Origin of the sequence: Saccharopolyspora galaxeae, assembly GCF_016526145.1 — a bacterium.
Taxonomy (GTDB): Bacteria; Actinomycetota; Actinomycetes; order Mycobacteriales; family Pseudonocardiaceae; genus Saccharopolyspora_C; species Saccharopolyspora_C galaxeae.
This window is the reverse complement of sequence record NZ_JADDUE010000002.1, coordinates 41,659-61,496: the sequence shown is the minus strand read 5'-3', so window position 1 is coordinate 61,496 and position 19,838 is coordinate 41,659. Positions and strand designations below refer to the sequence as shown.

The following is a 19,838-nucleotide window of genomic DNA, read 5'->3' as shown; positions in this document are numbered from 1 at the left end:
GCGCAGCTCCTCCGCGAGTGAACGGCCTGTTCAGCCGATCTATTCGGACGAGCGGTCCGTTCACTCCTGGAGGAATGCGGGGATCAGAGGATCGGGGAAGGGGTGTAGGCGGCCGCGTCGGGGTGGCGGGCGAGGACTTCGTCGACGGCCGCGACGACCGCGGTGACCTGGTCGGTGGCGGCGCCGGTGAACGAGAGCTCGTCCGCCAGCAGGTCCGCCAGCTCCGGCTTGTCCAGCGGCAGCCGTTCGTCCGCGGCGAGCCGGTCCAGCAGGTCGTTGCGCTCGATGCCCTGCTCGCGCATCGCCAGCGCCACCGCCACCGCGTTCTCCTTGATCGCCTCGTGCGCGGTCTCCCGGCCGACCCCGGCGCGCACCGCGGCCATCAGCACCTTCGTGGTGGCCAGGAACGGCAGGTAGCGGTCCAGCTCGCGAGCGATCACCGCCGGGTAGGCGCCGAACTCGTCGAGCACCGTCAGGAACGTCTCCAGCAGCCCGTCCAACGCGAAGAACGCGTCCGGCAGCGCGACCCGGCGCACCACCGAGCAGGACACGTCGCCCTCGTTCCACTGGTCCCCGGCCAGCTCCCCGGACATCGACGTGTAGCCGCGCAGCACCACGGCGAGCCCGTTCACGCGCTCGCAGGAGCGGGTGTTCATCTTGTGCGGCATCGCGCTGGAACCGACCTGGCCGGGCTGGAACCCCTCGGTGACCAGCTCGTTCCCGGCCATCAGCCGGATCGTCTTGGCCACCGACGACGGCGCGGCCGCCAGCTGCGACAGCGCCGTGACCACCTCGAAGTCCAGCGAGCGCGGGTAGACCTGGCCGACGCTGGTCAGCACCCGGGCGAAACCGAGGTGATCGGCCACGCGGCGCTCCAGGTCGGCGAGCTTCTCGGCGTCGCCGAGCAGGTCCAGCATGTCCTGCGAGGTGCCGACCGGCCCCTTGATCCCGCGCAGCGGGTAGCGCGCCAGCAGGTCCTCGACCCGGCCGAACGCGACCAGCAGCTCGTCCGCGGCGCTCGCGAAGCGCTTGCCGAGCGTGGTGGCCTGCGCGGCGACGTTGTGCGAACGCCCGGCCATCACCAGCTCACCGTGCTCGGCGGCCAGCTTCGCCAACCGCGCCAGCACCGCGGCGGTGCGGTCCCGGACGTGCTCCAGGCTGCGGCGCACCTGCAGCTGCTCGACGTTCTCGGTGAGATCGCGCGAGGTCATGCCCTTGTGCACGTGCTCGTGCCCGGCCAGCGCGTTGAACTCCTCGATGCGCGCCTTCACGTCGTGCCTGGTCTGGCGCTCGCGGGCGGCGATGGAGTCCAGGTCGACCTGCTCGATGACGCGCTCGTAGTCGGCGACCGCGCCCGCGGGCACCTCGACGCCGAGGTCGGCCTGCGCGCGCAGCACCGCCAGCCACAGCTGCCGCTCCAGCACGACCTTGTGCTGCGGGGACCACAGCTCGACCAGCTCCGGCGAGGCGTAGCGGGCGGCGAGCACGTTCGGGAGGTGGGGCTTGACCGTCACGGCGGGCAACGATACTTGCGTGGGGGCGGTCACCCGTCTTCGACGTCCTCGGGAAATCGGTCGCCGCGGGACTCGGCGGCCGACTAGTTTCGGGTCTGTATGAGTCCGGATCCGCGTAGCCCCTCCCGCTTCCTGTGGTCGTTGCTGCGCGCGCGGCCGGGCCTGCTGGTGTTCGCGCCGATCACCGGCTCGCTGTGGCTGCTGCCGCCCGCCGTGCTGCCGCTGGTGCTCGGCCGGGCGCTGGACACCGGCATCGGCGGCGGGGACTTCTCCGCGCTGTTCGGCTGGATCGGCGTGGTGCTGCTGCTCGGCGTGGTGCAGGCGATCGGGGCGAGCTCGCTCGGCTGGGTGGACCACACGTTGTGGCTGCACGGCGCGGGGTCCTCGGAGCGCGCGGTGCTGCACCACGTCGCCGGGCTCGGTGGCGCGCTGACCCGCAGGGTCCGCACCGGTGAGGTGGTCGCCGTCGGCTCCTCGGACATCTACCAGGTGGGCAAGGCGTTCGAGATCCTCGGCCGCATCTCCGGTGCCGTGGTGGCGTTCCTGGTTTCCGGGACGGCGTTGCTGACGATCTCGCCGGTCATGGGTGTGATCGCGTTGGCGGGAGTGCCGCTGGCGACGCTGGGCATCGGCCCGCTGCTGCGCCCGATGCGGCACCGCGAGGAAACCCAGCGGGAGAACCTCGCCGGGTTGAGCACGCTGGCCGCCGACATCGTCTCCGGCCTGCGGGTGCTGCGCGGCATCGGCGGCGAGTCCCGCTTCCGCGCGCGGTTCACCGAGGCCAGCGCCCGCGTGCGGGAAGCGGGAGTCGCCGCCGGGCGCGTCTCGGCGTGGCTGGCCGGAGCCGAGATCCTGCTGCCGGGGCTGGTCACCGTGCTGGTCACCTGGGTCGGTGCGCGGATGGCGCTGGCCGGGACGATCAGCCCGGGCGAGCTGGTGGCGTTCTACGGGGTTTCCGGTTTCCTGGTGATCCCGGTGCGCACCGCGACCGAAGCCGCAGGCACGTGGGCCTCCGCGATCGTCTCCGCCGGGCGCGCCTGCGCGCTGCTGCGGCTGCGGCCGGAACCGGCTGAGCCCGCCGAGCCGCGGTCGCTCCCGGACGGCCCGCTGACGCTGCTGGACGAGACGACCGGCGTGCGCGCCGAAGCGGGCGAGCTGACCGTCATCGACGCGCTCGGCAAGGGCGAGGAGCTGGCCGAACGCCTCACCTGGCACACCGCGCAAGGCCGGGTGCTGGCCGGTGACGTGCCCCTCGACGAGGTCGGCACCGCGGAGCTGCGCCGCCGGATCGTGCTGGTGCACAACCAGGACCTGCTGTTTTCCGGGCCGGTGCGGGACGAACTGGACCTCGGGGGGATCGACGTGCCGAGAGCGCTGCACGCCGCGGACGCCGAGGACGTGCTCGACGCGCTCGAGGACGGCGTGCTCAGCGAGCGGGCGCGCACCCTCTCGGGCGGCCAGCGCCAACGGTTGCTGCTGGCCAGAGCGCTGTGCGCGGACGCGGACGCGCTGGTGCTGGACGAACCGACCTCCGCGGTGGACGCGCACACCGAAGCGCGCATCGTGCGGCGGGTGCGGGAACTGCGCAGCGGCCGGACCACGGTGGTGCTCAGCCAAAGCCCGCTGTGGCGGACGGTGGCCGACCGGATCCGCGCCGTCGAGGGGAGTTCCGCGTGAAGCTGCCGCTGGCGAGCACGGCCGCGGTCCGCCGGTGGATGCGGGCGACGGCCGCGGCGCACCGCAGCGAGTTCACCGCGATGATGTTGCTGTTCGGCCTGACCACGCTGGTCGGGCTGATCGGGCCGCAACTGCTCGGGCACCTGGTGGACTCGGTCACCCGCGGCACCGAGCCGTGGCGGGTGGACGTGCTGGCGCTGGTGTTCCTCGGCGTCCTCGTCGCGCACGCGCTGCTGGCCCGCGCCGCCCGCTACCGCGCGGCGGTGTTCGGCGAAGCCGTGCTGGCCGAGACGCGGGAGGACGTGATCGGCCGCGCGCTGCGGCTGCCGCTGGGCACCGTGGAAGCGGCGGGTACCGGGGAGTTGCTCAGCCGTTCCACATCGGACGTGGACCGGCTGGACTTCACCGTGCGGCACGCGGCGCCGGAACTGACCGCCGCCGTGCTCACGATCCTGCTCACCGCCGCCGCGATGATCGCGACCTCGCCGCTGCTGGCCTGCGGGATGCTGGTCGCGGTGCCGCTGCTGGTGGTCTGCTGCCGCTGGTACTTCCCGCGCGCGGGCAGGTTGCTGCCGCGGATGCTGGACGCATGGGCCGGGGTGCAGTCCAGCATCCACGAAACCGTGCAGGGCTCGCGCACGATCAACTCGCTGCAGCTGGCCGGGCGGCGCCGCGCGCACAACGACCGCGCCATCGGGCGGGCGATCGATCTGGAGCGGCGGTACCGCGGGCTGCTGTCGGTGTTCTTGCCGACGCTGGAGCTGTCCTACGTCGTGCCGATCGCGGCGATCCTGCTGATCGCCGGATGGGGGCACGCGGCCGGGATCGTCGACCTCGGCACCGCGACCACCGTCGTGCTGTACGCGGCCGCGCTGTCCTCGCCGATGGACGAGCTGTTCAGCTGGCTGGAGGAATTGCAGGTCGGGCACGCGGCGCTGCGCCGGATCCTCGGCGTGCGGGAAGTGCCCGCGCCGCGCGGTCCGGACCGCGCGGCGGGCGGCGGTTCCGGCCACGACCTGGTGATTCGCGACGTGCGGTTCGCCTACCGCGCGGACCGGCAGGTGCTGCACGGCATCGACCTGCAGGTGCCTGCCGGGCAGCGGATGGTGATCGTCGGCCCGTCCGGTGCGGGCAAGTCCACGCTGGGGCTGCTGGTCGCCGGTGTGCACGCGCCCGGTTCCGGATCGGTCGCCTTCGGCGACGTGGAGATCACCACGCTGCCCACCGAGCGGGTGCGGCGCGAGGTCGTGCTGCTCACCCAGGAACACCACGTGTTCGGGTGCAGCCTGCGCGACAACCTGTCGCTGCCCGGCGAGTTCGGCGACCGGGAGCTGCTGGACGCGCTGGCGACCGTCGGTGCGCTGGAGTGGGCGCGGAGCCTGCCGGAAGGGCTGGACACCGTGCTCGGCACGGGCGGTCACCCGGTGCCCGCGGCGGTGGCGCAGCAGATCGCGCTGGCGCGGGTGGTGCTGGCGGATCCGCACACGCTGGTGCTCGACGAGGCGACTTCGCTGCTGGACGGGGACAGCTCGCGGGACGTCGAACGGTCGTTGTCGACGTTGCTGGCCGGGCGCACGGTGATCGCCATCGCGCACCGGTTGCACGCCGCGCGCAACGCCGATCGGGTCGCGGTGCTGGTGGACGGGAGGATCGTCGAGCTCGGCACGCACGCCGAGCTGCTCGCGGCCGGTGGTTCCTACGCCGAGCTGCACGCCGCCTCCGGTGCTGCGGAGTGATCGCGGCGCGAGCTGCGCACTCCCGAACGATCGCTGCGCAGCGAAGGCCGGTGGACCTGATGTGACCGGGCACTCCAGCAGTTCGCGGTCGAGCACCCGGGGAATTTTGGTACGGTCGTGCCAGTAATTCTCCTAGGGAGGTGCGCACATGGCCTGGGTGGTCCTGATGATCTCCGGCGTGCTGGAGGCGGGCTGGGCGATCTCGCTGAAGCTCTCCGACGGGTTCAGCAAGCTGTGGCCGTCGGTGTCGTTCCTGGTGCTCGCGACGGCGAGCTTCGCCGGGCTGGCGTGGGCGATGCGCGAACTGCCCGCCGGACCGGCGTACGCGGTGTGGACCGGCATCGGGGCCGCGCTCACCGCTGCGATCGGGATGGTGTTCCTCGGCGACGGCGTGTCCGTGCTCAAGATCGTTTCGCTGGTGCTGATCGTGGGCGGTGTGATCGGGCTGAACCTCGCGGGCGCGCACTGATGCGCCGCATCGGCGCGTTCCCGGCCGGCCGCGGCGCTCCCGCGCGAGGGGGCGGCACCGGGCGGCACCGGATGCCTAGGATTCCGACATGACGGCAGCCAGCACCCCGAAAGGCGAACGGCGACGGCAAGCGCTGGTCGCAGCCGCGTCCGAGCTGCTGTCCGAGGGCGGTTTCGAGGCGGTGCGGCACCGCGCCGTGGCCGACCGCGCCGGGCTGCCGCTGGCGTCCACGACGTACTACTTCTCCTCGCTGGACGACCTGGTCGCGGCCGCGGTGGAGCACGAGGGGCGTGCCGAGCTGGCCACCGGCCGCGCCCGGCTGGCCGAACTCACCGACGAGCCGCACAGCACGGCCGCCGTGATCGGATTGCTGCTGGACATGCTGCTGGGCAGCGACTCCCGCGACGGCGGGGCGGAAACGGTGCTGCTGCGCTACGAGCGGCTGGTGGGCTCGCCGCGGCGGCCGTACCTGGCGCCGCTGATGCGCGAGCTGTCGGCGGAACTGCACGGCCTGCTGGCGGAGATCCTGCAGCGCTGCGGGATGCCGGTCGGGCGGGACCGGCTGCTGGAGCTGATCGCGCTGGTCGACGGCGCCGTGGTGAACGCGCTGATCGAAAGCGATCCCGATCCGCGCGGCGCCGCCTACCGGATGCTGCACGCCCAGCTCGCGTGACCGGCGTTCCACAACGGCTCGCGGCCCCGGCGGCTGCTCCGAGCGAAACGATCCCGAGCGAACGGACCGTTAGACCAATCTAGTGGGACCAAAGTTCCGTTCACTCCGAATGCACGCGGCTGATCGCGTGGCGCGCGGGCGTGTCACCGCACCGGCCGCATCAAGATTTTCCGAGTGAACGGACTGTTCGTCCAATCTAGTGGGACGAAAGTTCCGTTCACTCCGAACGCATCCCCTGATCGCGTAGCGCGCGGGCGCGTCGGCCGGGGAATCAGAAGCGCGGCGCGAGGCCTTCGGCGATCGCCGAGATCCGGTCGGCGTACGGCGCCTGGGAAGCGCCGACCGGTTCGCTCAGCACCGTCACCGTGCCGCCGCTGCGCGTGGGCAGCTGCGTGATCGCCGTGCCCTTCGGCCGGTCTTCGGCCGCGTTCGCCGACCCGGGCGGCGTCACCAGCACGGCGACCTTCCCGTTGGCCGGGCCCTGCCGCACGGTCACCGCGGCGGTGCGCGCCCCGTCCGGACAAGGCGGCTTGGCACCGATCGGCTGCGTGCCTGCCGCCTCCGGGAACTCGCTGCGCAGCGCGGACGCCACGGCCTGGTCCGGCGGGCCGCACTCCGCGCCGCCGCCGGGATCGCCGAGCACGATCGGGCCGGAGCGCGGCGTGGCGGGGCTCTGCGGGTCCGGCAGCGCCATCGGCGACTGGTCCATCGGCGCGCTCGGCTCCTGCCGCGGCGGCTGCGCCACCGTGCCGGACGGCCCGAACGCACCCGTGCCGAAACCGACCCCGCCCGCCAGCAGGGCCGCGGACACCAGCGTGCCGCCCGCCAGCGCCGTGCGGCGGCGCGCGGTGACCCGGCGCGAGCCGCGCCGCACGTCCTGCTCGTCGAACGACGCCGCGGGACCGCCGTGCGCGGCCTGCCGGAAAACCTCGCTGAGCTCTGCCTCGTCCACTTCCCCGCACCTCCTCACGACGTCGACCGCAGATCGTCGAGCTGTCCGCCCAGCGCGGCCCGCAGCGCCTCCAGCCCGCGCGCGGACTGGCTCTTCACGGTGCCTTCGCTGCACTTCATGACCTCGGCGACCCCGGCGACGTCGAGCCCCTCCAGGAATCGCAGCACCAGCACGGCGCGCTGCTTGGCAGGCACCTGCCGCAGGCCCGCCACCAAGGTCTGCCTGGTCGCGATGCCGTCGTCGACCTCCGCGCCCTCGGCGGGCCGGTCCGGCAGCACATCGGTGAAGCGTTCCCGCCGCCACGGGCGGCGCGATTCGTCGATCACCGCGCGGCTGAGCGTCCGGCGCACGTAAGCGTCCAACGCGCCCTTGTCCCGCACCTTGCGCCAATGCCGGTGCAGCGAGATGAACGCGGTCTGCGCGAGGTCGTCCGCGCGGTGCCAGTCACCGCACATCATGTACGCCATTCGACGCACCGCCTCCCGCCGGGCCGCGAAATACTCCGCGAACTCCTGCTCTTCGCGCTGGTCCACGCGGACTCTCCGCTCGTCCGTGCTTGCACTGACTAGGACGGTGCGCCCGCCTCCCACCGTTGCACGAGGCCGGGTCACGGTGCTGTTCGCCACCCCGGCGGACCGCACCTCGCCCGCCGGAACCTGCCCGTCGGCACGTGCCGGGCACCTTAGTGCCGACGGGCGCACCGATGTCGCGCACCTGCCTCCGCAATGCTTGACGCTCGCGCGGGGGGCCGGGTTGGCCGCGGACGGCGCCGTTCCACGGAGCGGACCCGCGTCGCTGCGAGTTCTCCGGGAAACCGACCGGCCTGGATCACGCAGTTGCCTCTCCCCCGCACGGATGTGGTGTGATCGGTTCGTGACCAAAACGGCATCCATCGATCTGCGTTCCGACACGGTCACGCGCCCCGACGAGAAGATGGCGAAGGCGATGGCCGCCGCCGAAGTCGGGGACGACGTGCTCGACCACGACCCCACGATGCGCGCGTTGGAGGAGAAGTCCGCGCAGCTGCTCGGCACGGCCGCGGCGTTATGGGTGCCCAGCGGCACCATGGGCAACCTGATCGCGCTGTCGTTGCACCTGCACCGGGGAGATCGGTTCCTCGCACCGCGCGGCGCGCACGTGCTCACCCACGAGCTCGGGTCCGCTGCGTGGCTCGCGGGCGGGATGCCCGAGCCGCTGGAGTGGAACGCCGGTCCGGGACGGCCCACGGCCGACGTGATCCGCGCCGAAGCGAGCGACGGGGAGCGCTACGACGCGCTGCGCACCACGCTGCTGTGCCTGGAGAACACGCACAACGGCGCAGGCGGCGCCGTGATCCCGCCGCACGAGCACGCGCAACTGGCCGCCGCGGCGCGCGACTGCGGCTTGCGGGTGCACCTGGACGGGGCGCGGTTGTGGAACGCCGCGACTTCGCTCGGCGTGCCGCCTGCGGCGCTGACCGTGGGCGTGGACACCGTGCAGGCGTGCCTCAGCAAGGGCCTCGGCGCGCCTGTCGGCTCGGTGGTGGCAGGCACCAGCGACTTCGTCCGCGAGGCGCGCCGGGTGCGCAAGATGCTCGGCGGCGGGGTGCGCCAGGGCGGGGTGCTCGCCGCGGCCGGGCTGGTCGCGCTGGGCCGGGTCGAGGCGCTGGCCGACGATCACACGCACGCGACCAGGCTCGCCGAAGGGCTGACCGAGCTGGGCTGGCAGATCACCACGCCGCAGACGAACATCGTGCTGGCCGAGGTGCCCGACGTGCGGCTCACCCTCGACCGGCTGCGCGATTGCGGGGTGCTGGCGGTGCCGATGGACGGGCACGTCCGGTTCGTCACCCACCGCAACGTCGGCAAGCGCGACATCGAGGAAGCACTCCGCCGGATCAAACGCAGCAAGCACTGAGCCGCGCGACCGGTCACGCGGAACCACGCTCCAGGCGCTCGCGCCGGTGCGCGGCCATCCGGACCGGCGCGTTGCTCTCCCCACGTCCCCGGTAGCCGCCGATGCGCTGCACCACCTCGAAGAACACCCGCGCACCCGGCACGGCCACCGAGAAGTGCAGGTATTCGCCCGCGGCGTCGCGGTCGTAGAGCACCGAGTTCGCGCGCAGCTCGGCCAGCAGCTCCGCCCGCGGCTCCAGCCGGGCGTCCAGGTCGTCGTAGTAGTTGTCCGGGATCTGCACCACCGAGGCCCCCGCGTCCCGCACCGCGCGCGCCGTCGCGAAAACGTCTTCGCTGCGCAGCGCCACGTATTGCGGGTGTCGCACAGCGGGCGCCCACGGCCCGCGGCGCAGCACCGCGGAGTCCAGCGCGATCCGCACCGACTCTTCGCGGTCCACCACCATCCGGCTGCGCACCAGCCCGAACGGCGCCGCGAACTCCACCGGCGGCATCGGGTGCAGGCCGAGCACCGACCGGTAGAACAGGATCGCCTCGTCGTAGTGGTCGAACGGCTGGGTCATCGTCACGTGGTCGATCCCGGTGATCCCTGCGCTGGTCACCGGCGTGCCGGTCGGCTCGAAGTCGCCGAGCCACCCGGCTTCCTCGGACGCGCCGGTGCGGCAGAAGAACAGCGCGGTGCCGTCGGGTGCCGCGACCGAGGACAGGTCGGCCTCGTCCGGCCTGGCCGTGCGCGGCAGCACCGGCGCCAGCAGTCCTTCCGACCGGCGCACCGAATCGGTCGGCGCGTCGCTGTGCACTCCGAGCGCGGCGAGTTGCCCGCCGTCGTGCTCCGGTCCCGTGTTGACCAGCACCCGGGCGTCGCCCTGGGTCCACAGCCGCACCGGCTTGGAGCGGTGCGTGCCGGTGTGCCGGAAACCGAGTGCGGACAAGGTGCCGCTGAGCCGCTGGGCACCGGCGTCGTCCGCGCCGAGCTCCACGAATGCGGTCCCGGACAGCGCGGGCGGCGCAGGCAGCGCCGGATCTGGCCGGGGCGCGGAACCGGACAGCGGCCCGTCGACCGACTCCTCCAACGCCCGCAACGACCGCATCGCGTCCACCGCCGCGGGCCCCGGATCGGACTGCCGGAACACGTCGTTGAAGACCTCCAGCGACAACGGCCCCGCGTAGCCGGCCGCCAGCATCGTGCGCACGAATCCGGCCAGGTCGAACTCGCCCTGCCCGGGGAACAGCCGGTGGTGCCTGCTCCACTGCAGCAGGTCCATGTTCAGCCTCGGCGCGTCGGCCAGTTGCAGGAAGAACAGCTTCTCCGCCGGGATGGTGCGGATCGGGGTGAGGTCGCTGCCGCGGGACAGGATGTGGAAGCTGTCCAGGCAGACCCCCAGCGACGGGTGATCGGCCCGGCGCACGATCCGCCAGGCGTGCTCGTAGGTGTTCACGAACCGGCCCCAGGCCAGCGCCTCGTAGCAGACCCGGATGCCGCGACCGGCGGCGAGCTCGGCCAGCTCGCGCAGCTGCTCGGCGGCGAGGTCGTCGTCGTCCACCGCACCCGGCGAGGTCGATGAGCAGACCAGCACGGTGTCCGCACCCAGCTGGGCCATCAGGTCGAACTTGCGCTCGGCGCGGCGCAGGTTGGCCCGCAGCACGTCGCGCGGCACCGACTCGAAATCCCGGAACGGCTGGTACAGGTCGATCGACAGGCCGAGGTCGGCGCACTGCGCGCGGACCTGCGCGGGCGAGCAGGCCGCGGCGATCAGGTCGTTCTCGAAGATCTCCACGCCGTCGAAGCCCGCGGCCGCCGCAGCGGTGAGCTTGTCCTCCAGCGGGCCGGACAGGCAGACCGTGGCGATCGAGCGGTCGCGGTCAGCGGGCGGCGTGGACATCGGAACCTCCAGTACCGGCCACCAGGGCCTCGAAGTGGTCCAACATGCGGTCCGCGTCCGGTTCGTGCCCGGTGAACAGCCGGAACGCGTCGGCGGCTTGGAACACCGCCATGCCGCCGCCGTCCAGCACCCGGCATCCCCGCGCCCGCGCGGTGCGCACGAGCTCGGTGCGCAGCGGCCGGTAGACGACGTCGGCCACCCACAGGTCCGGGCGCAGCGCTTCTTCCGGCACCGGCAGGCCGGGATGCGCGGCCATCCCGACCGGGGTGGCGTGCACGAAACCGTCCGCAGCGCGCAGCGCCCGCACCGGCGCACCGCCGGACTCCGCGCGGTCCGCGCCGAACCGTTCGCGCAGCGCGGCGGCGAGTTCGTCGGCCCGGTGCCGCTCGAGGTCGAGCACGTGCACCGTTCCGGTTCCGACCGTGAGCAGCCCGTGCGCGACGGCGGCCCCGGCGCCTCCGGCACCCAGCAGCACGACCCGGTCCAGCGCGACGTCCGGCAGCCCGCGGCTGAGGCTGCGGGCGAACCCGGACCAGTCGGTGTTGTGCCCGACGGCCCTGCCCGCGCTGAACACGACGGTGTTCACCGCGCCGAGCGCAGCGGCGTCCGCGGACAGCTCGTCCAAGTGCTCGATCACCACCTGCTTGCAGGGGTGGGTGATGTTGAGGCCGGTGAAACCCGTCAGCCGCGCGGCGCGCAGCAACTCGCCCGCGGCCTGCGGGGGCAGTCCGAGCAGGTCCAGGTCGATCCTGCGGTACAGGCAGCCGAGCCCGAGTTCGGCGGCCTCCCGCTGGTGCATCGCGGGGCTCAGCGATGGGCCGATGCCGGCGCCGATCAGCCCGGTCAGCACGCCCTCGTCGCCGTCGTGGCCGTCGATGGGTTCCACCTCCCGGTCGGGAAAGTTATGAACGAACTAGCTAGTACATACTAGGGCGCCAGCAGCCCGCCGGGAAAGCCCGGCGGATTAGGGTGGACTCCCCGACCCGGCGACCAGGGAGTCCTCGTTGGCATCGTCCGCACCCGCCGATGGCCCGGCTGCCGCGGAGAATTCGCCGCCCCGGCAGCGGGACGCCGCGCGCACCCGCGAGGAGATCTTGGACCTCGCCACCGAGGAGTTCGCGGACAAGGGCTACGCGGGCGCCCGGGTCGACGAGATCGCGGCGCGCACCCGCACCACCAAGCGGATGATCTACTACTACTTCGGCGGCAAGGAGCAGCTCTACGTCGCCGTGCTGGAACGCGCCTACGCGGTGATCCGCAGCATCGAGCGCGAGCTCGACGTCGAGCACCTGGACCCGGTGCAGGCGATCCGCAGCCTCGCCGAGCTGACCTTCGACCACCACGAGTCGCATCCGGCGTTCATCCGGCTGGTCACCATCGAGAACATCGACCACGGCGCGCACCTGGCGAAATCCGCCGAGCTGCCCGGGCTGGCCACGCCCGCGCTGGAAGTGCTCACCGGCATCCTGGAGCGCGGCCGGGCCGAGGGCCGGTTCCGCTCGGACGCGGACGCGCTGGACGTGCACATGGTGATCAGCTCGTTCTGCGTGTTCCGCACCGCGAACCGGCACACGTTCCAAGCGATCTTCGGCCGCGACATGCTGGCGCCGCAGCGCCGCGAGCAGTACCGGCGGATGGTCGGCGATCTCGTGGTCCGCTACCTCGGCGCGGAGTGAGCGGGCGGCCGGGCCGCAGCACGGCGAAACCTTGACAGGGCGGAGATGTGGTCGCAAGGTAGCGGACTAACTAGATGGTACATAACTGCTTCGCATTGTTCTGACTGCCTGTTCTGCAACCTGTCTGGTCGCGTTCAGTGTTCTTGTTGAAGCGGCGAAGCCGCTTGCCGGCGACCACCTGAGCAACCGGCACCGCCGCGGGTTCTCAGGCGTCTGCTCGCGAGGACAGCTCCGACGCCTAGTAGGGCGCTACTTCAGGAGGAGATCCCGCAGCGAGCAGACGTCTGAGGTTCCGCCACGCAACCAGCTACGCAAAACCAGACGAGGAACAGGCACTTAGCAATGGAGCACGGATGTCAGGAGCCTCGGTGACCGAGCCTCGCAAGCCCGGGGATCCCGCCCCCGGCACCCCACGGACCGCCGCAATCGCCGCCTGGATCGGCAGCGCGCTGGAGTACTACGACTTCTTCATCTACGGCACCGCCGCGGCCCTGGTGTTCAACGACATCTTCTTCCCGGACGCCTCACCGGCCACCGGCACGCTGCTGGCGCTGGCGTCGTTCGGCGTCGGCTACGTCGCCCGCCCGGTCGGCGCGCTCGTGCTCGGGCACGTCGGCGACCGGTTCGGCCGAAAGCGCGTGCTGGTCATGACGGTGCTGCTGATGGGCTTGGCCACGGTCGGCATCGGCTGCCTGCCCAGCTACGACCAGATCGGGGTGGCCGCGCCGATCCTGCTGGTGACGCTGCGGCTGCTGCAGGGCTTCTCCGCGGCGGGGGAACAGGCGGGGGCGAACTCGATGACCCTCGAGCACTCCCCGGAGCACCGCCGCGGCTACTACACGAGCTTCACGCTCAGCGGCACCCAAGCCGGGCAGATCCTGGGTACCGCGGCGTTCCTGCCGGTCGCCGCGCTGCCGCAGGAACAGTTGATGAGCTGGGGCTGGCGCGTGCCGTTCTGGCTCAGCGCGATCGTGGTCGTCGCCGGGCTGCTGATCCGCCGCTCGCTGGACGAGACGCCGGTGTTCGAGCGGGAGACCGATCACTCGAAGCTCCCGCTCGTCGTGCTGCTGCGCGAACACTGGGGCGACGTGCTGCGGGTCGTGGTGGCCTCCGCGGTCGCCACGGTGAGCACCATGTTCACCGTGCACGCGCTGAGCTACGCGGTGAACACCGTCGGCCTGCAACGCACACCCATGCTGTGGGTGGGCGTGCTCGCGAACGTCGTGGCTCTGGCGGCGATCCCGCTGTGCGCGCTGTTGTCCGACCGGGTCGGGCGCAAACCGGTGTTCATCGGCGGGACGGCGGCCTGCGCGGTGCTGATGTTCGGCTACCTCGGGTCGATCTCCACCGGCGACTACACGCTGATCTTCGCCAGCGGCATCCTGCTGTTCGGCGTCGCCTACAGCGCCCCGAACGGGGTGTGGCCCGCCTTCTACGCCGAGATGTTCCCGCCGAAGGTGCGGCTGTCCGGGATGGCCATCGGCACCCAGATCGGCTTCGCCATCGCCGGGTTCTCACCGACCATCGCCGAGGCGATCGGTCCCGGCCGCGACGGCTGGATCGCGGTTTCCGCGTTCACCGCGGGCCTGTGCCTGCTCAACATCATCGCGGTGGCCACCGGGCGCGAGACGCACCGCGTGCGCACCGCGGACCTGGGCACGCGTCCCGTCGAAGATCCCGTGCCCGCATGAGCCGGCTGCGGCCGGGCTCGTCCGGCCCGGCCGCAGCGGTCCGCGCGACTACTTGGCGTCGAGCTTCTTGCCGTTCGAGCCGAGCTTGTTCTTGTCACGGGCGTAGCCGACGGCCGCCGTCGCGACGAACAGCACTCCGCCGATCACGGCGAGCCAGAACACGCCCTTGACCACAAATCCGATCACGGCCCCGGCCACGCTGAGGACCAGCCACAGCAGCAACAGGCCGCCGATAATCTTCCACCACATCTTCGCCCCACCCCGGTTCCACACCCGGCAACGCTGCTTCCACGGTAGCCGCGCCGCGCCGGGTCGCGGGCCCCGATTTGCTGGACCTCCGGGAAAAATCAGGGTTGCCGCAGCCAGGAAGCCAGCCGCGCGAGCGCTTCGGCGATCTCCTCGGTGGCGCCGGCGAACGACATCCGCACGAAGCGCCGCCCCCGTTCCGGGTCGAAGTCGACGCCGGGAACCACCGCCACCCCGGTGTCCTCCAGCAGCCGGTGGCACCAATCCGCCGAGTCGTCGGTGAGGTGCCCGATGTCGGCGTAGGCGTAGAACGCACCGTCGGCGGGCGCGACCTTGTCGATGCCCAGCTCGGAGAGTCCGGACAGCAGCAGTTCCCGGTTCGTCTCGTACCGCCGGACGTGCTCGGCGACCTCGTCGTAGGCGCTCGGGGTGAACGCGGCGACCGCGCCGTGCTGCGACATCGCCGGTGGGCAGAGGTTGAAGTTCCCGGTCAACGAGTCCACCGCGCGCAGCAGCCGCGGCGGCACCAGCATCCAGCCGAGCCGCCAGCCCGTCATGCACCAGAACTTCGAGAACGAGTTCACCACGATCGCCTCGCGGGAGAACTCCCACGCCGAGCGCAGCGGCTCGTCGTACCCGATGCCGTGGTAGATCTCGTCGCTGATCAGCTGCACGCCGTTGCGGTCGCACCAGGAGGTGAGCGCGCTCAGCTCGGAGCCGGTGAGCACCGTGCCGGTCGGGTTGGCCGGACTGGCCACGATCAGGCCTTGCACCGGCTCGTCCAGCTCGTCGAGCATCGCGGTGGTCGGCTGGAACCGGGTGGACGCGTCGCACGGCAGCTCCACCACCTCGCAGCCCAGCGCGGACAGGATGTTCCGGTAGGCCGGGTAGCCGGGGCGGGCCAGCGCCACCCGGTCGCCCGCGTCGAACGCGCTCAGGAACGCCAGCAGGAACGCGCCGGATGCACCCGTCGTAACCACCACGTCGTCGGACTCGACGGTCAGGTCGTGGGTGCGGGTGTAGTGCCCGGCGATGGCCTTGCGCAGCTCGGGCAGACCGAGTTGTTCAGTGTAGCCCAGCGGATCGCGGTGCAGCGCCTCGGCGGCCGCTTCCCGGACCGCCTTCGGGGCCGGAGTGCCGGGCTGGCCCGCGGCCAGCGAGACGACGTCGCCGCGCACCCGCTGCCGGGCCGCCGCGGCGGAAAGCACCTCCATCACCTGGAACGGCTGGACGTTCGCGCGGCTAGCCACCGCAAGTGCACCGGACTGCTCAACCATGCCCGGGAGGGTGCCAGACCGGACTCGTCATTCCGCCGCCGCTTCCGGATCGAATCCTCGCCAGGTGACCGCGGTCGGTCGTTCAGCGGTTCGCAAGAACTCGCCGAGGACAGCGGTGAAGGTCTCCAGCGGCAGGCCCGAGCCCGGCGGGAAATCGTCGTCGTCGAACTCGCAACCCTCCGATCGGGGATCGCCGACGGGGTATGCCTTGTCGTGGTTGCGGTCCTGGTGGCTGAGGTAGCCGAAGCCATCCACCACGTTGGCGTACACGTCGTGATCACGGAAGCCGTGTTCCTCGTCGTACAGGGGGCGATCACAGTGGATCAGCCGTGCGAGGTCGGCCATCGGATCGGACAGCTCCTGCACCAGTTCGCCGACCGTTACTTCGTCAGTTATCAGCAGGTTCCCGGCCCGTTCACCGCCGTCCTCGGTGATCACTGCCCAACGAGCGTCGATGGTCATCGTCTGCATTCCTTGCCGTTGTAGAGCCGTCCGGTTGGACTGCTTCCATCTTTTACTCTCAGCGTGCTTCCCGTTGGCAGGAAGCGTGCCAGTTGCTTGTCGCATGTTTCGGGGAGATCATCATCGATGCCTGGTCTGCTCCCGCAGACGGGACGGTTGATCTCGATCTCAGCGTGGCTGATGTCCTGATCCGCCATTCGCATCGCGAACTGAACCTCCAGGTGCCGAGCGATGGCAGGCTCAGCGCCGGGGCGCCCGTAAGTCAGCCCGAGCTCCACGCCCCGCTGACGTGCGGCACCGTAGTACTGTCCGCCTCTTCCGCTCTCCAGCATCACCGCATCGCCATCGGGCGTGAACCAACGGCCGTGGGTCTTGCCAGGACGCGGAGGACGTGGGAGTTCGGATCTTCGGGTTTGGATCCCGGGCGCGGTTTCGCCAGCCTGCGGCGCGGCCGGTGTGGGATTCGGTGTTGGTTCAACCGCGGGCAGACCGATGTTCTGCCGGTAGGCGTCGATCAGTGTCGCCGCGAGCCGTATCTGTTCGCGTTGCGCAGCAAGTTGCTGCGGCACGGCCTGCTGTTGGCGTGCTGCGGCAACCGCGTCGTCGGCAGCGGCGCCCTGTAGCGCTCTTCCGAGGTGTTCGTGGGCGTCGTCGGAGTGGCTGATCGCTTGGGTGAGGTGATCGGCGGCTTCACCGATCTTGCGGATCGCTGTCGCGATCCCCTCGCCGAGCTGTTCCATGGCGGATGCCATCGGCGCCCCCTCGACCGGTCGGAACACGGGTCAGGTCGCCGATCATGCCGGTGCCCCCTGACATCCTGTCCGCTCGCAGCCGCTCGGCGAGCTTCGTACTGCTGGTCCGCGCACTTTCCGGCGAACCGCGGATCAGGCCGGGTCGTCGAGGTATCCGGACTTCGCCGCGGTGAGGAACGAATTCCACGCCGCAACCGGAACCACGAGCGGCGGGCCGGAGCGGTCCTTCGAGTCACGCACGCCTACGTGATCAGCGGATAACCGGACTTCCACGCAGTTGTCGCTACCGCCTGAGCTTTTGCTGCTTTTGATCCAGTCAGCGCTCATGAGAACTCCTTGAGTACTTTTTCGATCAGGTCGCGTGATTCATCGGCAGGTAGCGCGTTCCGATACGTGTGCTCGAAAATCCGGGACATCACTGCGATATCGGATTGATCGTCCAGGTAGACCGACGGCCCATACACCACCGAGGAGTACGCGACCGGGCAGCCACGATCACCGAAGCCGAAGAGCGTCAAGCCGCCGCCTCGGCCGGGATGCGCGAAGACACCCGACCGCAGCACACGCACATCGAGACAGGCGTGCCGGTCGTTGAGTGCCAACAAGTGAGCCAGTTGCTCGCGCATCACCTCGGTATCACCAACGGTCGTGCGCAACGCGACCTCATCGACGACTGCGCGCACGGACTGCGGCCCATCCGGAACGAAGATCTGTGCGTGTCGTGCGCGGCGGAAGGCGATGCGGTCTTCGACTTCCGTTGCGGACTCGCTCGGGAATATCTCACCCCACTCCGCTATCAACGCTCGAACATATTTCGGAGATTGCAGGATTCCCGGCACGATGGCGGGTTCGAAGGTGCAGATGTTCGTCGCGCTCGCTTCTACATCCGCGAACCGTTGGAAGGCATCGGGCAGGGTGTCGACGTAAGAGCGCCTCGGCTGGCGTTTCCGCGCCTTTGCCGCAAGGGCGCGGACCGTCTCCTGCTCATCGGGGTCGACGCCGTAAAAGTCGAGCAGCGCGTCCAGGTCCGCAGCGGGCGGTGCGCCTTCGCCGTCCTCGATCTGCACGATCCTGGAGCGGGCCTTGCCAAGAGTCTTGGCCGCTTCCTGCTGCGATTTGCCTGCCGCCGAGCGCAGGCGACGCAGCGTCAGGCCGAGTTGACGGCGCTCGAACGTTTGGCGTGCTCGGCCCACGGTGGAACTCCGGTTTCACCCTAAAGATCGACTTACAAGACGAACGGCGCCGATCTACCTTTAAGACTGACAGTCAGTCTTAGCTGTAGTGCGCAAGCTCATCGTAGTCACGCGACAAGGGAGCGTCATGACCCTCTACGACTCATCGAAGGTGTCCGTGGAGTCCTTTGTGGACATGGCGGCGGATGTGGCGGTGCGGCAGGAGGTGGACGAGCTGAACGAAGTCGTCACGCTGTTCTTCGGCAGGGACGAGTTCATCCTGCTGCTCGGCCGGGAAGCGCTCGCTCGCATCGTCGAAGCCGGCTCGCACGCACTAGCCCGGTTCGCCGCCACCCCCGGCTGATCTCGCCGAGCGAACGGACCACTGGTCCCAATGGATCGGGCGAGCGGTCCGTTCACTGCTGGAGAAGCTGCTAAGCGGTGATTTCGCCGCGGGCGGCGCGCAGGGCGATGTCGGTGCGGTGATGGGAGCCGGGCAGGTGGACCTCGGCGACCCGCCGGTACACCTCGGTGCGGGCCGACTCCAGGTCCGCGCCGGTCGCCACGACCGACAGCACGCGGCCACCGGCGGAGAGCACCGCGCCGTCCTCGCGCCTGCGCGTGCCGGAGTGCAGCACGCCGATGGCGTCGCCGCCGGTGAGCACGTCGTCCAAGCGCGGCCTGCCCGGGTAGCCCTCGGCGGCGAGCACGACCGTCACGGCCGTGCCCGGCTCCCACTCCAGCGGCGGCTGCTCGGCCAGCTCACCGCGGGCGACCGCGTCCAGCAGCCCTGCGAGCGGGGTGTGCAGCAGCGCGAGCACGGCCTGCGTCTCCGGGTCGCCGAAGCGGCAGTTGAACTCGATGACCTGCGGTCCGGCCGAAGTGAGCGCGAGTCCGGCGTAGAGCAGCCCGGAGAACGGCGTGCCGCGCTCGGCCAGCTCGTCGACGACCGGCTGCACGACCGTGCGGACCACATCCGCGGCCAGTTCCGGCGGCGCCCACGGCAGCGGCGCGTAGGCGCCCATCCCGCCGGTGTTCGGCCCGGCGTCCTGGTCGCCGACCCGCTTGAAGTCCTGCGCGGGCAGCAGCGGCACCACGGTGGTGCCGTCGACCAGGCAGAACAGCGAGGCTTCCGGACCGTCCAGGAACGACTCCAGCAGCACCGGGTGCCCGTCGTCGAGCAGCGTGATCGCGTGCGCGCGGGCGGCGTCGAAATCGGAGGTGACCAGCACGCCCTTGCCGCCGGCCAGCCCGTCGTCCTTGACCACCCAGGTCGGGCCGAAGCGGGACAGCGCGGCGTCGAGCTTGGCCGGGTTGTCCACGGTCTCGCTGTGCGCGGTGGGCACGCCTGCCGCGTCCATGACGTCCTTGGCGAACGCCTTGGAACCTTCGATGCGGGCGGCCTGCTTGGACGGGCCGAAGCAGGCGATGCCCGCGGCGCGTACCGCATCGGCGGCACCGGCGACCAGCGGGGTTTCCGGCCCGAACACGACCAGGTCCGCGCCCCAGCCGGTGGCCAGCTCGGTCACCGACGCCGGGTCGGCGACGTCGACGGGGTAGGACTCGGCCAGCGCGGCGATGCCGGCGTTGCCGGGGGCGCAGGCCAGGGCGGTCACCGACGGGTCGCGGGACAGCGCCAGCACGATCGCGTGCTCCCGGCCGCCCGCACCGATCACGAGGATTCGCACGTCCGGAAGCGTAGAACCTGCCGCGGCCGGGCGGTTCAGGACCCCGGCGGCCGGTGGCCCTCGCGACACCCGGTGTCT

Annotated in this window: 20 protein-coding genes; 8 read left to right on the top strand and 12 right to left on the bottom strand. The window is 71.2% G+C overall.

Annotated features, from left to right (window positions below; all coding sequences use genetic code 11):
• Window positions 1-83 precede the first annotated feature (83 nt).
• Complete coding sequence (purB, locus tag INP57_RS04495; protein WP_200068785.1) at window positions 84-1,514, bottom strand: adenylosuccinate lyase; 1,431 nt, start codon at window positions 1,512-1,514, stop codon at window positions 84-86.
• Window positions 1,515-1,613: 99 nt separating this feature from the next.
• On the opposite strand from purB, the gene INP57_RS04490 reads away from it, so the two are divergent.
• From INP57_RS04490 to INP57_RS04475, 4 genes are all read left to right on the top strand, one after another.
• Entirely contained in the window at window positions 1,614-3,191 is a 1,578-nt protein-coding gene (locus tag INP57_RS04490) for an ABC transporter ATP-binding protein (protein ID WP_200068784.1), read from the top strand.
• Between the two features lie 38 nt (window positions 3,192-3,229).
• Entirely contained in the window at window positions 3,230-4,927 is a 1,698-nt protein-coding gene (locus INP57_RS04485) for an ABC transporter ATP-binding protein (protein WP_200069337.1), read from the top strand.
• 148 nt (window positions 4,928-5,075) lie between these two features.
• Window positions 5,076-5,396, top strand: coding sequence for a DMT family transporter (locus INP57_RS04480; RefSeq protein WP_200068783.1), 321 nt, complete (start codon window positions 5,076-5,078; stop codon window positions 5,394-5,396).
• 88 nt (window positions 5,397-5,484) lie between these two features.
• Window positions 5,485-6,069 (top strand): TetR/AcrR family transcriptional regulator, encoded by a 585-nt coding sequence (locus tag INP57_RS04475; RefSeq protein ID WP_200068782.1) that lies wholly within the window; start codon window positions 5,485-5,487, stop codon window positions 6,067-6,069.
• 271 nt (window positions 6,070-6,340) lie between these two features.
• Here the strand turns inward: INP57_RS04475 and INP57_RS04470 are convergent, their stop codons facing one another.
• A complete protein-coding gene (locus tag INP57_RS04470; protein WP_200068781.1) occupies window positions 6,341-7,021 on the bottom strand; it encodes a hypothetical protein in 681 nt (226 codons plus the stop codon).
• A 14-nt stretch (window positions 7,022-7,035) separates the two neighbouring features.
• The gene (locus INP57_RS04465; protein ID WP_200068780.1) at window positions 7,036-7,554 is read right to left on the bottom strand and encodes a SigE family RNA polymerase sigma factor; all 519 of its coding nucleotides are present in this window, start codon (window positions 7,552-7,554) and stop codon (window positions 7,036-7,038) included.
• Between the two features lie 322 nt (window positions 7,555-7,876).
• Between INP57_RS04465 and INP57_RS04460 the strand changes: the two genes are divergently transcribed.
• Window positions 7,877-8,917, top strand: a complete 1,041-nt coding sequence (locus tag INP57_RS04460) for a threonine aldolase family protein (RefSeq protein ID WP_200068779.1) — start codon at window positions 7,877-7,879, stop codon at window positions 8,915-8,917.
• 13 nt (window positions 8,918-8,930) lie between these two features.
• Here INP57_RS04460 and INP57_RS04455 read toward each other — a convergent pair whose 3' ends face one another.
• Window positions 8,931-10,796 carry a bifunctional sugar phosphate isomerase/epimerase/4-hydroxyphenylpyruvate dioxygenase family protein gene (locus INP57_RS04455; protein ID WP_200068778.1) on the bottom strand — a complete coding sequence of 622 codons (1,866 nt, stop codon included), beginning with the start codon at window positions 10,794-10,796 and terminating at the stop codon, window positions 8,931-8,933.
• Entirely contained in the window at window positions 10,777-11,682 is a 906-nt protein-coding gene (locus INP57_RS04450; protein ID WP_307849905.1) for a shikimate dehydrogenase, read from the bottom strand. Before INP57_RS04450 ends, INP57_RS04455 begins: the two co-directional genes overlap by 20 nt.
• Window positions 11,683-11,800: 118 nt before the next feature.
• On the opposite strand from INP57_RS04450, the gene INP57_RS04445 reads away from it, so the two are divergent.
• Both INP57_RS04445 and INP57_RS04440 read left to right on the top strand, forming a co-directional pair.
• Window positions 11,801-12,472: a TetR/AcrR family transcriptional regulator gene (locus tag INP57_RS04445; protein ID WP_200068777.1), complete on the top strand. Its 672-nt coding sequence runs from the start codon at window positions 11,801-11,803 to the stop codon at window positions 12,470-12,472.
• A 368-nt stretch (window positions 12,473-12,840) separates the two neighbouring features.
• A complete protein-coding gene (locus INP57_RS04440) occupies window positions 12,841-14,163 on the top strand; it encodes an MFS transporter (protein WP_307849904.1) in 1,323 nt (440 codons plus the stop codon).
• Between the two features lie 48 nt (window positions 14,164-14,211).
• Here the strand turns inward: INP57_RS04440 and INP57_RS04435 are convergent, their stop codons facing one another.
• The 6 genes from INP57_RS04435 to INP57_RS04410 form a co-directional block, all read right to left on the bottom strand.
• Entirely contained in the window at window positions 14,212-14,412 is a 201-nt protein-coding gene (locus tag INP57_RS04435; RefSeq protein WP_200068775.1) for a hypothetical protein, read from the bottom strand.
• 98 nt (window positions 14,413-14,510) lie between these two features.
• Window positions 14,511-15,686, bottom strand: a complete 1,176-nt coding sequence (locus INP57_RS04430; RefSeq protein ID WP_200068774.1) for a pyridoxal phosphate-dependent aminotransferase — start codon at window positions 15,684-15,686, stop codon at window positions 14,511-14,513.
• A gap of 27 nt (window positions 15,687-15,713) precedes the next feature.
• Window positions 15,714-16,148, bottom strand: coding sequence for an Imm1 family immunity protein (locus INP57_RS04425; protein WP_200068773.1), 435 nt, complete (start codon window positions 16,146-16,148; stop codon window positions 15,714-15,716).
• Window positions 16,145-16,900: a DddA-like double-stranded DNA deaminase toxin gene (locus INP57_RS04420; RefSeq protein WP_200068772.1), complete on the bottom strand. Its 756-nt coding sequence runs from the start codon at window positions 16,898-16,900 to the stop codon at window positions 16,145-16,147. The genes INP57_RS04425 and INP57_RS04420 overlap by 4 nt, the downstream gene beginning before the upstream one ends.
• A gap of 132 nt (window positions 16,901-17,032) precedes the next feature.
• The gene (locus tag INP57_RS04415) at window positions 17,033-17,227 is read right to left on the bottom strand and encodes a DUF397 domain-containing protein (RefSeq protein ID WP_200068771.1); all 195 of its coding nucleotides are present in this window, start codon (window positions 17,225-17,227) and stop codon (window positions 17,033-17,035) included.
• Entirely contained in the window at window positions 17,224-18,093 is an 870-nt protein-coding gene (locus INP57_RS04410; RefSeq protein ID WP_200068770.1) for a helix-turn-helix domain-containing protein, read from the bottom strand. Before INP57_RS04410 ends, INP57_RS04415 begins: the two co-directional genes overlap by 4 nt.
• A 127-nt stretch (window positions 18,094-18,220) precedes the next feature.
• Here INP57_RS04410 and INP57_RS04405 point away from each other — a divergent pair, with 127 nt between their 5' ends.
• Entirely contained in the window at window positions 18,221-18,436 is a 216-nt protein-coding gene (locus INP57_RS04405) for a hypothetical protein (protein WP_200068769.1), read from the top strand.
• A 70-nt stretch (window positions 18,437-18,506) separates the two neighbouring features.
• Here INP57_RS04405 and purD read toward each other — a convergent pair whose 3' ends face one another.
• The gene (gene purD / locus INP57_RS04400) at window positions 18,507-19,760 is read right to left on the bottom strand and encodes a phosphoribosylamine--glycine ligase (protein ID WP_200068768.1); all 1,254 of its coding nucleotides are present in this window, start codon (window positions 19,758-19,760) and stop codon (window positions 18,507-18,509) included.
• Window positions 19,761-19,838 lie beyond the last annotated feature (78 nt).

Bases quoted from the DNA above. Each gene is read 5' to 3' on its own strand.
- INP57_RS04490 (WP_200068784.1), top strand. From the start codon at position 1,614: ATGAGTCCGGATCCGCGTAGCCCCTCCCGCTTCCTGTGGTCGTTGCTG.
- INP57_RS04485 (WP_200069337.1), top strand. From the start codon at position 3,230: ATGCGGGCGACGGCCGCGGCGCACCGCAGCGAGTTCACCGCGATGATG.
- INP57_RS04480 (WP_200068783.1), top strand. From the start codon at position 5,076: ATGGCCTGGGTGGTCCTGATGATCTCCGGCGTGCTGGAGGCGGGCTGG.
- INP57_RS04475 (WP_200068782.1), top strand. From the start codon at position 5,485: ATGACGGCAGCCAGCACCCCGAAAGGCGAACGGCGACGGCAAGCGCTG.
- INP57_RS04460 (WP_200068779.1), top strand. From the start codon at position 7,877: ATGTGGTGTGATCGGTTCGTGACCAAAACGGCATCCATCGATCTGCGT.
- INP57_RS04455 (WP_200068778.1), bottom strand. From the start codon at position 10,796: ATGTCCACGCCGCCCGCTGACCGCGACCGCTCGATCGCCACGGTCTGC.
- INP57_RS04435 (WP_200068775.1), bottom strand. From the start codon at position 14,412: ATGTGGTGGAAGATTATCGGCGGCCTGTTGCTGCTGTGGCTGGTCCTC.
- INP57_RS04430 (WP_200068774.1), bottom strand. From the start codon at position 15,686: ATGGTTGAGCAGTCCGGTGCACTTGCGGTGGCTAGCCGCGCGAACGTC.
- INP57_RS04425 (WP_200068773.1), bottom strand. From the start codon at position 16,148: ATGACCATCGACGCTCGTTGGGCAGTGATCACCGAGGACGGCGGTGAA.
- INP57_RS04420 (WP_200068772.1), bottom strand. From the start codon at position 16,900: ATGGCATCCGCCATGGAACAGCTCGGCGAGGGGATCGCGACAGCGATC.
- INP57_RS04415 (WP_200068771.1), bottom strand. From the start codon at position 17,227: ATGAGCGCTGACTGGATCAAAAGCAGCAAAAGCTCAGGCGGTAGCGAC.
- INP57_RS04405 (WP_200068769.1), top strand. From the start codon at position 18,221: ATGACCCTCTACGACTCATCGAAGGTGTCCGTGGAGTCCTTTGTGGAC.